General features: G+C 45.6%; 12 protein-coding genes. 7 read left to right on the forward strand and 5 right to left on the reverse strand.

The genetic code is table 11. The annotated features are described in order from the left end of the window. Positions 1 to 4 precede the first annotated feature (4 nt). Genes tldD through AB1757_19550 form a run of 3 tightly spaced genes read right to left on the reverse strand, consistent with a single transcriptional unit; the run spans position 5 to position 3,590 of the window. Positions 5 to 1,441, reverse strand: a complete 1,437-nt coding sequence (gene tldD / locus AB1757_19540) for a metalloprotease TldD (GenBank protein MEW6129243.1) — start codon at positions 1,439 to 1,441, stop codon at positions 5 to 7. Between the two features lie 35 nt (positions 1,442 to 1,476). Next, the gene (gene ubiE / locus AB1757_19545) at positions 1,477 to 2,181 is read right to left on the reverse strand and encodes a bifunctional demethylmenaquinone methyltransferase/2-methoxy-6-polyprenyl-1,4-benzoquinol methylase UbiE (GenBank protein ID MEW6129244.1); all 705 of its coding nucleotides are present in this window, start codon (positions 2,179 to 2,181) and stop codon (positions 1,477 to 1,479) included. A gap of 41 nt (positions 2,182 to 2,222) precedes the next feature. Beyond that, on the reverse strand, positions 2,223 to 3,590 hold the full coding sequence (locus AB1757_19550; GenBank protein ID MEW6129245.1) for a pitrilysin family protein: 1,368 nt from the start codon (positions 3,588 to 3,590) through the stop codon (positions 2,223 to 2,225). Positions 3,591 to 3,738: 148 nt separating this feature from the next. On the opposite strand from AB1757_19550, the gene AB1757_19555 reads away from it, so the two are divergent. The 3 genes from AB1757_19555 to AB1757_19565 all read left to right on the forward strand — a co-directional run bounded on the left by AB1757_19555 (position 3,739) and on the right by AB1757_19565 (position 7,629). Next, the gene (locus tag AB1757_19555) at positions 3,739 to 4,359 is read left to right on the forward strand and encodes a zinc ribbon domain-containing protein (protein MEW6129246.1); all 621 of its coding nucleotides are present in this window, start codon (positions 3,739 to 3,741) and stop codon (positions 4,357 to 4,359) included. A gap of 61 nt (positions 4,360 to 4,420) precedes the next feature. After that, positions 4,421 to 5,608, forward strand: a complete 1,188-nt coding sequence (locus AB1757_19560) for a GGDEF domain-containing protein (protein ID MEW6129247.1) — start codon at positions 4,421 to 4,423, stop codon at positions 5,606 to 5,608. 248 nt (positions 5,609 to 5,856) lie between these two features. Further along, the gene (locus AB1757_19565) at positions 5,857 to 7,629 is read left to right on the forward strand and encodes a trypsin-like peptidase domain-containing protein (protein MEW6129248.1); all 1,773 of its coding nucleotides are present in this window, start codon (positions 5,857 to 5,859) and stop codon (positions 7,627 to 7,629) included. Positions 7,630 to 7,715: 86 nt separating this feature from the next. Here the strand turns inward: AB1757_19565 and AB1757_19570 are convergent, their stop codons facing one another. After that, entirely contained in the window at positions 7,716 to 8,723 is a 1,008-nt protein-coding gene (locus tag AB1757_19570) for a GGDEF domain-containing protein (GenBank protein MEW6129249.1), read from the reverse strand. A gap of 183 nt (positions 8,724 to 8,906) precedes the next feature. Here AB1757_19570 and ribA point away from each other — a divergent pair, with 183 nt between their 5' ends. Next, positions 8,907 to 9,539: a GTP cyclohydrolase II gene (ribA, locus tag AB1757_19575; GenBank protein MEW6129250.1), complete on the forward strand. Its 633-nt coding sequence runs from the start codon at positions 8,907 to 8,909 to the stop codon at positions 9,537 to 9,539. Here the strand turns inward: ribA and AB1757_19580 are convergent. Further along, positions 9,536 to 10,609: a hypothetical protein gene (locus AB1757_19580; protein MEW6129251.1), complete on the reverse strand. Its 1,074-nt coding sequence runs from the start codon at positions 10,607 to 10,609 to the stop codon at positions 9,536 to 9,538. The two genes, ribA and AB1757_19580, sit on opposite strands and share 4 nt — an antisense overlap. A 203-nt stretch (positions 10,610 to 10,812) precedes the next feature. On the opposite strand from AB1757_19580, the gene AB1757_19585 reads away from it, so the two are divergent. From AB1757_19585 to AB1757_19595, 3 genes are all read left to right on the forward strand, one after another. Beyond that, positions 10,813 to 11,292: a hypothetical protein gene (locus AB1757_19585; protein ID MEW6129252.1), complete on the forward strand. Its 480-nt coding sequence runs from the start codon at positions 10,813 to 10,815 to the stop codon at positions 11,290 to 11,292. A gap of 306 nt (positions 11,293 to 11,598) precedes the next feature. Continuing rightward, entirely contained in the window at positions 11,599 to 12,672 is a 1,074-nt protein-coding gene (locus AB1757_19590; protein ID MEW6129253.1) for an RDD family protein, read from the forward strand. Between the two features lie 117 nt (positions 12,673 to 12,789). Further along, the gene (locus AB1757_19595; protein MEW6129254.1) at positions 12,790 to 14,511 is read left to right on the forward strand and encodes an NFACT family protein; all 1,722 of its coding nucleotides are present in this window, start codon (positions 12,790 to 12,792) and stop codon (positions 14,509 to 14,511) included. Positions 14,512 to 14,630: the final 119 nt, after the last annotated feature.

Here is a 14,630-nt window from a genome sequence, read left to right on the forward strand (position 1 = left end):
CGATTTACGCCTTGGTTCCACCGACCGTCATGCCACTGATTTTAATGGTTGGCAGTCCAACCCCCACAGGAACCTGCTGCCCTTCTTTCCCGCAAACCCCGACGCCTTCATCCAATGCCAAATCATTACCAACGGCGGTTACCTTTTTTAAAGATTCCGGTCCGCTGCCTCTGAGTGTTGCCCCCTTTACCGGAGCCGTTACTTTTCCATCTTCGATAAGGTAGGCTTCGGATGCAGAGAATGCGAATTCCCCATTGGTAATATCCACTTGACCACCGCCGAATTGAACGGCATACAATCCGAATTTTACCGAGCGGATAATTTCTTCGCGGGTATCTTGCCCGGATAGCATGAAGGTATTCGTCATGCGTGGCATCGGCATATGCTTGTAACTTTGCCTGCGTCCATTGCCGGTTTGCCCAACCTTCAATAAACGGGAATTCAGGCGGTCATTTAAATAGCCTCGTAGAATTCCATTTTCAATCAGCACCGTTCTTCCGGTCGGCTCGCCTTCATCGTCTATGTTGAGTGAACCGCGTCGACCGGGAATGGCGCCATCATCGACAATCGTACATAAATCAGAAGCTACCTGTTGACCGATAAGCCCGGAAAACGCCGATGTCCCTTTGCGGTTAAAATCAGCCTCCAGTCCATGACCAACCGCTTCATGCAAAAGCACGCCGGGCCAGCCCGGTCCTAAAACGACTTCCATAGTTCCTGCCGGCGCATCGATAGCATCAAGTTGAATGATTGCCTGACGCGAGGCATCGCGCGCAAAATATTCAATCTTCGATTCGCTTTCAAAAAAATCGATCCCCACACGACCGCCGCCGCCTGCGCGTCCCGCTTGCAGATTACCGTCATCGTCGGCAATACAGCTTATCGAATATCGGGCTAAGGGTTGCACATCACCAACCAGTCGACCATCCGATGACGCAATCATCACATACTTCACTTCATCGAAAATCCCCGATTGCACTTCGCGAATTCGTTTATCAAATCCTCTGGCGACGGTGTCGCCTTTTTTCAACAAATCAATTTTGGTTTCCAATTCTACAGACGAAACCGGAGTAGCGACGGAATAAAGATTGTGTCTATTGGGCGTGGCATTCACCGGGTTGACCGGTGAGGGTTGCTGACTGCTGGCGATATGACTGGCAGTTTGAGCGGCTTTACGAATCGAATCAAAAGCGATTTCATCCGTATAGGCATAACCGGTTTTATCACCGGTAATCACCCGCACCCCGACACCTTGCGAGAGCGCTTTAGTTGCGGACTTGACGATTTGTTCTTCTACGCCAACGCTATTGCTCACCTTGTATTCAAAATAGAGGTCTGCGTAATCCCCGCCTCTCATCAAGGCAATGGTTAATAATTTGTCTATATCGCTGGCGTTGATAGCAAATCGCTCAAAGAAAAATTGGATGGCATCTAACTGCATGTGCGCCTTTCTAATTCCGGAAGTAATAAAATGGTTTAGGGTTTGGTTCCTGTGTGTAACGCCGCAATTCCACCGAATAGATTGTAATATTCTACATTTGAAAAACCAACTCCCCGCATCATTTGCGCCAGGGATTTTTGGTCGGGAAAGTTTTGCACGGATTCGGGCAGATATTGATACGCAAATTGCGACCCGGAAATCGCGTTACCAATCTTCGGTAAAATTCGCAGAAAATAGAATTGAAACAGTTGTCGAAAAACCGGCAACTGGGGTTGTGAAAATTCGAGGATTGCAGCGATCCCCTGTGGCTTTAACAGCCTGAAAATTTCCTGCAATCCCAGGTCAACACTATCCAGATTCCTGAGACCGAAAGCCATCGTGATAACCTCAAAATGATTGCTCGGTGCCGGAACATTTAAAGCATCGCCTTCAGCCAGGTCAATCGCGAGTTTGGAAGCGCGCACTTTAGTCAATCCGATTTGCAACATCGGGTGGCAAAAATCCATCCCGATGGTTGTCGCATACCGTCCCAATTCAAGCGATAAATCGCCTGTACCGCAACATAAATCAAGGGCGATGGCATTTGGACGGGTCAGTTGCCGCATCACTTTTTTGACGACAAAGCGACGCCAACGTTTATCAACGTTCAGGGAAAGCGCGTGATTTAATAAATCATATCGCGGAGCGATTTGCCCGAACATTTCCCTGACCATTGATGATTTTTTTATATGTGTGTCCACAGATGAAATTAAGATGTAGCGAGCGATGATAAAAGAGTCAACTACGGCATTACGGTAAACTCACCCAGTTTCTTCCATTCCATTTCATAAGCTTTCACAGGAGCCGCCACCACTATGAGATTATTACTACCAGTCAGGTAGGCTTTTGCGGCTTTCTGAATATCGCTTGGAGTAATCGCCTTCACGCGTTCAATAAAGGTCACCAGATAATCTTTACCCAATCCATATGAATCAATATCAAAAAGAATTTCCGCAGGGTTATTTTTTAATTTTTCATTCATCATTTGGATGAGTTCGGTTTTTACCCGTTCAACCGATTCCGCTTCAGGCTGAGAAGATTGCATCGTGGTAATCAGTTTGGTCAGTTGCTCGACCCGTGTGGTCAGCTCTGTGGGAGATGATTGAATGTTAATTAAAATCGGCCCGTTCAGTAAACGCTGAGAATATTCCACTGAACAATTTTGTTGGCAAAGTTTTGCGATCTGCTCTTTGTATAGTTCCATCATCAACACGGCTGCCAGAAAATCCGTTGATCGTCTTGAAAAGCCGCTTTGGGCAATCACCATTTGCGCCACCGTTGCCTCGGGTCTATCGATTAAAAAAACTCTTCTGCCGGTCAGACTGTCCGGGGCGCGAAAACTCGGAGCAACCAGGTCGCCTTTTTTCCAGGCACCTAATTTGGTTCTCGTCAGTTTGGTTACCTCTTCGGCTGAAAGGTCGCCCGCAGCGATCAGCACCGCGTTATTCGCAAGGTAGAATTTCGAGTGGAAATAGCTTAAATCGGCTTTGGTTATCTTTGCCAATGAATCGCTGGTTCCCTGTGGCAATTTTCCATAGGGATGTGTGCCATATAAACTTTCTACAGCTTTCAAATCGATCAACAGTCGATCATTGGTCGCCGATTTGATGGCGGCGAGGCGCTCTGCCTTTAAACTATCGAATTCTTTCTGGTCGAATGCCGGAGAGATAATCAACCGGCTCATTAAATCAAAAATCGTTTCGGTCGCATCCTTGGGTCCTGAAAACTCCAAGGAGGTATAATCCCAACCGGTTTTGATGTTGATGCGTATAGCCGATTGCTCAACCACCTCTTCAACAGTTTTAAACGAATACCCGCCGCCGCCGCGTAGCAACATTCCGGCAGTTAAATCGGCTAATCCGCCTTTGCCAACCAGATCGAAAACCGCGCCGCTTTTGATGCGCACTTTAATACTGACTTCGCCACTTCCGGGCTTTTCCAGAGTGATTAATTGCAGACCATTTAATAACGAATCTTTTTTTATAATGGGTAATGTCAGGTTATCGGTTTGCGCCAGAGTTGGGCTGAAGGAACCCGCTCCTACGGTTAAAAGCAGGAAACTTATCAATAAAATTGCGGTAGGTTTTAGCGATTTTTTCCGTACTCCCACACTGCCTCCGTGCCGAAAATCATAAAAAAATTTTTCATTCGAGTCTAGCTATTAAATATAGAGTGCGTCAACCTTTCGTGTTATACTGACCGCGTCTGCTCCCAAACCGCTAGATTTTCTGTCCTGTTCTGCTAAACCGGAGATAAAAATGTACTGTCCAAGTTGCGCGACCCCTGCCGTCGATGGCGCAAAATTCTGTAAAGTTTGCGGCATGAATTTGACGGTAATCTCTCACGCCTTAAATGGGAATATGCTGATTGCCGACCCCTCGAAAGACCGTGAAAATAAACGTTACCGCAAACAAATCAGTGAAGGCATTCAAGGCATCGCCATTGGTGCCGCGCTGTTATTTTCTGCCGTTGTCGCTTATGTGGTGATGAAAGATTTCGCCATGTTCGCCTATCCGACAACCTTGATTCTCGCGCTGATTGGATTGGTCAAGCTCTTTAGAAATATCGGGGAAATCGTTGATGCCAAAGTCGGTGGCAAAATCGTCGAGAACAAACCGCCCAACCGTGGCACAGCCGGGTTGAGCGCAACCACCAGTCCGCCGCTCAATCCAGCGTCGAAAAATTCGGGAGAATATCGCTCACCGTTTCCCCAACCGACCCGTGCCGTTTCCACCGGAGCCATCGCGCCTGTGAAATCGCAAACCGGATCAGCTGGTGAAAAAGCTCCGCTGCCAACCGGTCGAGTGAACCGTGAATATTCTACCCCCTTGAAAAAAGCCGATATCGATGAAGATTTAATGGCGAGGCTGAGGAATTAATTTTTCCGGGTGATTCTCAGGTTTTAAAGCATTTCCCCTAAAGGATGATAGATTTCAAGCTATGGAATTTAATATCAGCATAACCGGAAGCGCGATTCAAAGCGCCGGAGCCCTGCTAATTACCATTCTGACGTTTTTCCTATTAAGGTTTATTTCCCGACCGTTTTTAAAATATTGGGCTTTTGCCTGGTTATGTTTGCTGATTTCATTGTCATCCCTAACCATCGCCTTTCGCCTACGCCCGATTCAATCAATTTTACTCATCGTTTATTATATTTTTGAATATGCCTTCTGTTTCCTGATTTATGCAGGCTGTAAAAATTATTCCGCTGGCAAACGGTTAAGCAAACGAGATTTCAGGTCTTTCGCTTTCCTGTTCATTTTCGGGGTCGTCCTCGGATTGATTCCCATTCATTACAACTATAAATTTCTGGCGCATTTTTTTATCATCGGTGGGCTGTTTTACAAATCCTATAAAGTCTTAATCCCCTCTAAATCCCTTGAACGGAAAAAGCCCGGATTTACCGTGATGTCCATCGGACTGGCTCTGTTATCCTTTGATTTCTTTCATTATATTCCGATTTTTGCTTATGCCCTTTTCTATGCCGGGTTACCCTTTCCTTACCTGGATTATTCGCCAATTTATGATCTGTTACTTGAATTATTTTTGGGATTCGGAATGGTCATGGTGGTGATGGAAGATATTCAACAGGAAGTCATCCACGTCAATCATCAATTGATGCAAACCCGCGATCAATTGGAATCGCTCGCCCGGCGCGACCCCTTAACCGAAGCCTTGAATCGCCATGCCTTTTATTCACTCGTTGATAAACAATCACCTGAACTTTCAATAGAGGGGAACGGTTGCGTCGCGGTAATCGATATAGATAATTTGAAACCCTTAAACGATTGTCTGGGACATGCCGCAGGGGATGCGGCAATTCGTGAGGTCGCCAAATGCCTGCGCTCAATTATTCGTGCCGACGATATGTTGTTTCGTTGGGGAGGCGATGAATTTTTAATCATTATGTTCAATATCACCGAGGGTGAGGTTAAAAATCGTCTCACCAACTTACGCCTGCAAATGGATATGAATCACTTATCGGATTTAAAAGAACCGATTCCGTTAATGTTTTCTTTCGGGGTAACGCCGTTTTCCAACTTAGACGAAATCGAAGGGGCTATCGACCAAGCCGATACCTTGATGTACTCATTAAAACAACAAAGAAAAACATTACTCGCCTCGTGACTTTTTGCTAAACTTCATTGCTGACGATTTTGGGTTGGTCAATCCAAAGGTTATTTTCTTAAATTAAAAAGACCGTTTAAACGCCTCGATCATAACCTGGCATTTCAGTTACCCAAGTTATTTGAGGAAACCCAATTTCACGTTTGAAAACGCTTCCTTATGCGAGTATCATCGCGTTGTAATTTTTTATTCAATCTTCCCCGCTCTTCAATCAACTAACTTCGGGGGACAAATTGTGGAGGAATGTGATGCGTAAGAGTTTATTTTTTGCCCTGACGCTGTTGGTTACTCTAGCCTCTATCTTAACTTTCACCAAGGTGGAAGCCCAAAATCAGGTGACCAATGAACAACGACTGGCGATGTACAGTAAGCCGGCTGTCGTTCGGATTCTCGATGGCTATATTGGATATTTTTATTGGCCGCCCACAAATAAAACCTACACGGTTCCGCTGGTGGGTAGTGGTTCCGGTTCTTTCATTGATCCTAACGGTTACATTGCGACCAATGCTCATGTGGTTGATATGACCAAGCAGGGAGACGATAAAGCCAAAGAGGCTTTGTTCCAGCAATTCGTCATATTATTAGCCAGAGATTATAATACCGACCCCCGTTCGCTCAGCGCTGAGACCATCAACGGCATCGCCAATAAAGCCCAGCTTCAGGATATGAAGCACATTCATCACGTTCTTACTCCGGATGGCAGTAATTTTCCTTTTGAGATTAAAGCCTTCGGCGCGCCGATTGGTGAAGGAAAAGATGTCTCCATTATCAAGATTGAAATTAAAAACGCGCCGATTCTGAAAGTCGGGGATTCTGATAAGGTTCAACTTCAAGATCATATCACCGTCTTCGGTTATCCGGGCGCAGCCGACACCGGGCTTCTCGATAACAAATCGTTTGTCGAAGCGTCGATTACCGACGGCAAGGTGTCAGCAAGAAAGAATTCCCAGGATGGCGCACCGATCCTGCAAATCAGCGCCCCAACCACACACGGAAACTCTGGCGGACCGGTGGTCAACGATAAAGGTGAAATTGTCGGCCTTTTAACCTTCAGAGGCGACACCGTCAACGGTCAGGAGGTTCAGGGGTTCAACTTTGTGGTTCCTTCCAGCACGGTTATGGAATTCGTCAAACAATCAGGAGCGACAAATACCGAAGGACTGGTTGACAAGCGTTACCGCGAAGGCTTGGAATCCTATTGGAATAATCGTTATACGGAAGCCATTCAAAAATTTGAAGAGGTCGCCCGCCTGTTTCCTCAACATTCGGAAACCACCAAACTCATTCAACAAAGTCAGGTGGCAAAAGCCGAAGGCAAGGAAGCCAGTGGCTTCGGTGGACTCGGAATGATTGTGATTGGTGGCGGTGTGCTCCTGTTGATTCTTGGAGGCGGCGTTTTACTGCTCCTGATGATGCGTAAAAAAGGACCCAAACAACCGGTTCAACAAGGCTTTCCTCAACCCGGTGGGATGAATCAACCTTATCCGCAACAAGCGGGAATCAATCAATCGTTTCCCCCTCAACCCAATTATCAAGGACAGCCGAATCCGCAATTTCATCCACCGCAAGGGCAACCTATGCCGCCGCCAATGCAGGCACAGCGACCGATGCCACCGCCAATGCCACAACCGATGCCGCCGCCAGCAGCACAACCCGCAAAAACCGTGGTCTTTGCTTCTCCGGCTCAGGGTGGAACAACTGCCGTTCCCGCCAGTCACGGTGCAATCATCTGGCAAACCGGCCCGCTTGCCGGCAAGAGTTTCAATGTTACTGCCGAAGGTTTTTTCATTGGTCGCGATGCCAATTCCGCTCAAGTGGTTATTGAAGACCCGCGGGTTTCAAGTCGTCACGCCTGGGTCGGTTTGAGAAATGGGCAGGTGGTTCTGGTTGATTCCGGCTCAACCAATGGCACCTTTAAAAATACTATTGCCTCTGGACGGGTTCAGGAAATTCCGTTAACTCCCGGCGATGTCATCATTTTTTCTGAAGCTGATGTCGCCAGATTCGTTTATCAAAAATAGGTGAACCCTTTTCCAAAATTGAAAAAGGCAACGCTTACATCAAGCGTTGCCTTTTTTGTTCTTGATAATATTAAGCGGTGAAAAAATTATTGCGCATCCGCCGGGCCATAAATAATTGCCGAAGCATCAACCATCGGATGAGCCGTATCCGGGTGATCAACGGTTGCATCGTAAATGCAGGTTCGGTTTCTCCCGATTCGTTTTGCTCTGTACAGAGCCTGATCGGCCTTTTGCACTAAATCCAAAGCGCCAACTCCATCTCTGGGAAACACCGCCACGCCTCCGCTGATGGTTATTTTCATGGTTTGCGTCGGGTCGGTCGGCGACCCGGAAAAGATGAAGGCTTCAACCATCTTTCTGATTTGTTCGGCGATTTCCCACCCCCGATTTGCCGAACCGACAACATAAGCAAGAAATTCTTCGCCGCCATATCTAGCCGCCAGGTCATGACTTCCAACCGCATCACGAATGATGTGCCCGACATCGCGAATCGTTTGCGAACCGACAAGATGCCCACGACCATCATTCACCTTTTTAAAGTTATCGAGGTCGAGCATGATGACGGCAATCTCTTTGGCTTCACTTCCACTTAACGCTTGATTGATGATGCGATCCAAATCCGCGAACAAACTTCGGCGTGAACGCAGACCGGTTAATTCATCCGTCTGCGTCATCTTATGCACCTTTTCCTGATATTCTGCCTCTAAATCGTCAAGCATTCCGAATCTGAGCAGATGATTGCCGATTTTTATTTTGTCGCCGTCCTCCAGCAACTGATCATCTTTAACCCGCATGCCATTCAAAAATGTCCCGTTGGTTGAGCCTAAATCGCGAAGGTAATATTCAAAACAACCATCCTGCGCATCAATGGCGATGACTTCGGCGTGCTGACGCGAAGCGACTTCGTCGCGCAAAATTACATCACACATCGAGCCACGTCCGATAGTTACAGTGGTTTGGTTGACGGGAATCGTTTGTCCGAGGATATGACCTTTCAGAACGATTAACACAGGTCTTTTAACCGGGTTCTTGCGGCTCAGGGTCACTCCCAGTTCTTTAATTTCGAGTTTTAATGTATGTTCTGTGTCACTCACTCCGCTACACCTTTGCTGGCTAATATAACAATAACAATTGTTACGGCGCAAACCGATAAAATCTCAAGGCGGGTTTCTTGACCCAATATTCACGAGTTACTAAAATCTTTATCGACCACCCCCATTACCAAGTCCGATTTCATCGGGCTTTCGTAATGAGTATTTGAGAATGGAGAACCAATAATGGCGCAATCGAATGGCGAACTGAATCAGGAATGTACGGGCGTGGAGAAACTGGCTGAGGCAAACTTGCCAACCGAATTCGGGGATTTCAAAATCATCGGCTTTCGCGGCAAAGCCACCGATGAAGATTTTATCGCTCTGGTTAAAGGAACCCTGTCACCTGATCAGCCCAGCCTCGTTCGCATTCACTCGCAATGTTTAACCGGCGATGTTTTTCACTCCATAAAATGTGATTGTGGCCCGCAACTGCACTACGCCCTGCAAAAAATTCAGGAAGAGGGCCACGGGGTTGTCCTCTATCAACAACAGGAGGGGCGTGGCATCGGCATCATTAATAAAATTCGCGCCTATGCGCTTCAAGATGCCGGACAGGACACCGTGGAAGCCAACCTCTCTTTAGGGTTTGAAGCCGATTTGCGCAGTTATGAATGTTGCGCCGAAATATTAAAAATGTTGGGATTGAAAAAGGTTCGGATGATGTCTAATAACCCGGATAAAATCGCCGCCGTTCGCGCTGCCGGAATCGAAGTTGTCGAGCGCGTCTCGATTGAAGTTGAAACCCGCGACACCTTTTTGGATTATTTAAAAACCAAAAAAGAAAAGCTTGGGCATTTATTGGAAAAGGTCTATTAACCCTTTGCGATGATTTCTGCGATGCGATTTATTTCTTCACCCTTGAGCGCCACACAATTGCCGTTGGCTTTGTTGAGGATCAGGTGAAATTCAGCCTGCTTGGAGAACACCAGATGATGCTCCGGTTGCTGGGTAAAATTTGAGTCAAGAAAATCACTTAACCGGGTAGCCTCAATAAAAATTTCGTCGCCACCCTGCAAAAGCCAGTATCCATCGTCCATCTTCATCATGAGGGTATGGATTTGTCCCCTCCGAAATTCTTCAACCTGATATTTATCCAATTCTGCTTCGAGTATCATTATCCATTTTCGGGCTTCTTTTTGCGTTATGGATATGACCAGAGAGTTGTCGGATATTTTCATGCCTTCAGGCGCTTTCTGAACGAACAGCGAATAACTGGCGGAAGATTCTATGAATGGTTGAAAATCACCGGTTTCGGAAAATTGCTTAATGGCAAGGATTAATTTTTGTAAGGACTGAAAATAAATTTTTACGCCCTTCATTTGAATGGTTGGCGGAATCCGCTTGGGATATTGAATTTTCGCTTGCCTGAGTACCGCGACTCGTTTCTCAAATTCGAGCAGGTGATCGTCTCCCAATAAAACCCAGCGTCCGTTTCGCCCATCACTTAATAGCATGGTAGTTTCGCTCGCGGATACGCTTAACCAATCCGGGAAAGGTAAACCTGATAAACCCTTTGGGTTTTTATGAACCGCAATAATATTGTGGACGGCAATTGAATCCAGCCAAATTTCAGATTGCGGGTGGGAAAGCAAAAGATTGTCGTCCACCTGTGCAAGGATTACCTCATTTGAGGTTCGGGTTATTGCGAAAAAATTGTTTCGCAATTCAAGTGTCGCTCGAAAATGAATGGCATCCGAGCGAGCAAGTCCTACTTCCTGATTTTGGTAACGAAGACTCAATCGCTCATCTGCTCGAATCATCAATCCCGAAGCAGCCTGTTTAACGAGTGCAGGAGTTACCTCGCCTCTTTCAATAAACTCATTCAGGCTTTCCAGCAAATATGGAATGAATGCCAGGCTACAACGAATGGATAAAATATTGACCATTAAAAACCTCGATTGTATTTGCTCGCCCTCTTTCAACAATACCAGAATTTATAATTATGCAAAGTCGCAGAGGTTTTGAATAAACGCCACCCACGGCAATAAAACCCTCCTTAAAAATATTTCTCAATAACTTGTTTGCCTTTTGCTCGGTTTGTAAAATTGCAAATTATTTTATTTAAAATTAAAGGAGGAGAATTGTCTGTATGTCAGGTAATGGTTCTAAAATTGAATCAATTTCTGAAGCTAATGTTGACAAGCCGAGTTTGCCAAAGACACCGAATGATATTTTAACTATCAGAGCTTTAAATCAAGTCCGGTTGATTGAAGAGAAGGATGAAGGCATGCCGGTTAATTCCCTGCCAAACGGCACCTATGGATTTACCTATTCGCCTCAGGATCAATCCCCGATTTTTTCCAAACGCCTGTTTCAAATTTTTGAAGTTCATAAATCCGTGGATGGGGTAGCTCAAATCATCGGCTACGTTTCGCAAGATGACTTGAAGGCTCTCGGGCAAACCGCCGATGAGTTTGTCTCAATCAGCCTCTACCCCGAACCTCACCAAAGCGCCGACCGGGTTGTCGGCATTCCCAAATCACACATTCTTGAACATCGTGGGCCGAGTCGGGAAAATGGCAACGCGCTCAAATTAAAAGTTGAACCGATTTCCAACGCGATTCAGTAACCGCTCGCTTGTAGACCCATTTTAATTTGTAAATTTTTTCTTAAATGGGTCTAGCAATTTTTCTTTCAATAATTGCTTGAAAAGTAAATCTTGAAGGTTGACCTCGAATTGCCAATTTTGTTACTATGCGCCCCGATAGTCAGGTAGCCCCAATTCGCTTTAGGATTAACTGTTATGAAATGTAAGAATTGTGGGCACAACTATTACGGGACTCACGCAGTCTGCCCTCGTTGCGGTCAAGATTTCACGAAGAACGCGAACTCACCTTCGCCGTCAAAACTGTTGGAGTTTCCTCGCAGACAATTAATGGCTGAACAAATGGAGTCTACAAAGCCTGAAATACCCGCTTGGCGTAAAGAGTTGAATGAAAAAATTCAAGCGATTAAAGCCAAACGCGAATTGGAATCATTAAATTCCGGTGAGACTCAAAACGGGTTACCGGTAAATAATGGTTCCCCCACTACACAAGCGAAAAATACCTCCTTCATTCCAAACCAGACCACGAAATCTGAACTTCCAAAACCTAAAATTGTTAATCCGGTGGTCGAGAAAGCTTTGCGCCGCTATCGCATCGCCAATGAAAATGCGATTCGCGCGTCGATTCCACGAATCGAGTCAGCACGCACATCACAGGCTGCCGCTTCGTTGGCTTTGGATAAAGAGGCAACCGCTAGAAAATTGGAACACCCGGTTCCCGAAGAAAAATCTTACGTTCAACCACAGGTTGAACTGGAAATGTCAGAAGTTGTCCCGATTTCTGAACCTCGAACCCAACAGGTAACCACACCATCGGTGATCAAACGATTGATGGTCGAGGAAGATGAATTTGCGGGCGATGGCTTCCAAGGTAAATCCGACCCTCTCGATTATATTTATGCAGAGGTCGGAAAATCCGGTGAAACCCCGAAATCGATTACCGCCAAACTGGTTGATCATTTTACCAACGAACCGCAAAACATTGTCGCCGCCACTGATATTCCAAACCTGTCTACACATTTGAAAATTTTCGCCATCGACCTCTTAACCATCGCACTGAGCGCCGCGCCGTTTTTCCTGGTCATTAAGGCAATGGGTGGCGAGTTCAATCATGCGACATCAATCGTAACCGGCATCGGCTTAATCGGGTTTATCACCACGTTTTATTTACTGCTCAGTCAAACCCTGTGCGGCAAAACCTTCGGGATGATGATTTCAAATACCCATATTGTCGATGTGGGAACCGATAGAATTCCTTCGTTTTTTCATATTATTTTGAGAACTATCGGGTATTTCATCTCATTTACCATAGCCCTGGCAGGGTTCTTCTGGGTGGCAATCGACCCCCAACATCGTGGTTGGTACGATCTTATTTCCCACACCGTCGTGGTTCGGGATAAATAGAATACTTTAGTTTTCCAAAGCCCCCTTTCTATATGATTTTGACGCTTGAGGATTTCCGAAATCCCACCTACCCTATCTATTGGCAAACCATCCGGGTTCATTTGTGAAATCAACTTCATGGAAGACTTTTTAATCTCAGGTCTGGTAAAGGAAATAACTCCAATCTTGATTGGGCAAACCCTTCACAGAGGATTTCTCGTCGATACCAATTTATATTTGGATTTCCGATTAAAAAACGGGCAGGTTTTACATATCAGGCTAGACCCGAATGATTCTTCGATTTTTTTAGACACCCTCCCGAAAAATCAATCGAATGAAGCCCATCCCTTTCTCGCCAATATTAGAAAAGAAATTCTTGGCTGGCAGCTTATCAACATTCACAAGCCTAATTTTGAACGTGTGGTGATCCTGGAGTTCCAACCCAAAAGACCTGATGCTCACCCGGCATTAACCAGGTTGATTTTGTCCTTTGCCGGGCGAAACACCAATGCCTATCTCACCGACAAGGAAAATGTGATTTATGCCCTGTTTAAACCGCGCGGTAATTTTAATCTCGATGACAGATTTTCATTTACTCAATTTGATAAAAATTTGGAAGAGCTAAATAAACTGGTCGAAGCAAGGCGTGAAAGCCTGGATGAACCGTTCATTGAAACCACACTGAAGTTGTTTGGCCCGCTTTTAAAAAAAGAATTCAACTATAGAAAAAATCAGTCTGGTTCAAGGGAGGCTCTTTTAACTCTACTGAAAGACTTAACATTGCCGCCCACCCCTCTAATTTACACCCCTGTTCAACTGGCTCAAATTACCAGGAATGAAATTTCCATTCATCAACTCATCGGGATAAAGAAGGCAATACAACTGTCCAGTTTCCCTTTACATTCATTGGAAAATTCGTCGGTTGAGCAAACGGCTTTCCCTGACTTGTCTACAGCAGCGCGCACCTATTTTCAGTTGCTTGATAAAGCCATCCGCGCTCAAAATGAATTTAAACGAATCGAAAAACTATTAAGCGACGAAAGCAAAAAACTCCAAGGCTATCTAAAAAACTTAACGGTAGACCAAAACAAATTTGAAGACCCTGATAAATTTAAACGTCTTGGCGACCTGTTGCTGGCAAATCTATCGACTGCCCGAATAATCGATAATCAAGCTCTGGTAATCGATTACTTCGATGAACATCAACCTGAAATTTCTATTGCCTTGGGCGAAGGGAAATCACCTCAGCAAGCGGCACAAAACTATTTCCAACTGTTTCAAAAGGCGCGTCGCGCTCAGGATGCGATTGCAAAACGTCTCCTGGAAATTACTAGTCGGTTGCAAACCCTTTCCCAATTGCTCTCTCAATTACAGGGTGAGCTAAATTCCATTCAGTTCAGCCATCTGCTTACCCAAGCCGAAAAGGCGCTCGGTATCAAACCCAAATATGAGAGCAGAAATACCAAAGAAAAATCCGCACAAAAAGCTCGCCCTTTAGGACGCAGGTTTCTATCCACCTCCGGTCACGAAATCATTGTCGGCAAAAATAATAAAGAGAATGACGCGATTACCTTTCGGATTGCCAGATCAACCGATATATGGCTTCACGCCGCCGATTATCCCGGTTCCCATGTAGTCATCCGTGGGGAAAATCGGCAGGAGGTCCCGGTTAAAACCATTCAAGAAGCCGCCGAACTCGCAGCCTTTTTTTCTCAGGCAAAGGAATTGCCGAAAGTAGCGGTTCATTACACGCAAAAAAAATTCGTCAGTAAACCACCCCGCGCTCAACCCGGTTTGGTTCGCCTTTCATCTTTTAAAACCATTTTGGTTGAACCCAGATGTGTTTTACAAAAAAGTTAAGCCAGCAATCTTGGCGAATCCACTTTCATCCCGTATGCTGTTAAAAATTCAACTTGAGGAAATTCGTGAATCGTAGAAATTTTATTGCCGGAATGAGTTCAGCATTTACGCTTCCGCTA

The sequence above is a fragment of the Acidobacteriota bacterium genome, assembly GCA_040754075.1.
Taxonomy (GTDB): Bacteria; Acidobacteriota; Blastocatellia; order UBA7656; family UBA7656; genus JBFMDH01.

Excerpts from the sequence above, each read along its gene's own strand:
- tldD (MEW6129243.1), bottom strand. The coding sequence starts at position 1,441 with ATGCAGTTAGATGCCATCCAATTTTTCTTTGAGCGATTTGCTATCAAC.
- AB1757_19555 (MEW6129246.1), top strand. The coding sequence starts at position 3,739 with ATGTACTGTCCAAGTTGCGCGACCCCTGCCGTCGATGGCGCAAAATTC.
- AB1757_19560 (MEW6129247.1), top strand. The coding sequence starts at position 4,421 with ATGGAATTTAATATCAGCATAACCGGAAGCGCGATTCAAAGCGCCGGA.
- AB1757_19565 (MEW6129248.1), top strand. The coding sequence starts at position 5,857 with ATGCGTAAGAGTTTATTTTTTGCCCTGACGCTGTTGGTTACTCTAGCC.
- ribA (MEW6129250.1), top strand. The coding sequence starts at position 8,907 with ATGGCGCAATCGAATGGCGAACTGAATCAGGAATGTACGGGCGTGGAG.
- AB1757_19580 (MEW6129251.1), bottom strand. The coding sequence starts at position 10,609 with ATGGTCAATATTTTATCCATTCGTTGTAGCCTGGCATTCATTCCATAT.
- AB1757_19585 (MEW6129252.1), top strand. The coding sequence starts at position 10,813 with ATGTCAGGTAATGGTTCTAAAATTGAATCAATTTCTGAAGCTAATGTT.
- AB1757_19590 (MEW6129253.1), top strand. The coding sequence starts at position 11,599 with ATGGCTGAACAAATGGAGTCTACAAAGCCTGAAATACCCGCTTGGCGT.
- AB1757_19595 (MEW6129254.1), top strand. The coding sequence starts at position 12,790 with ATGGAAGACTTTTTAATCTCAGGTCTGGTAAAGGAAATAACTCCAATC.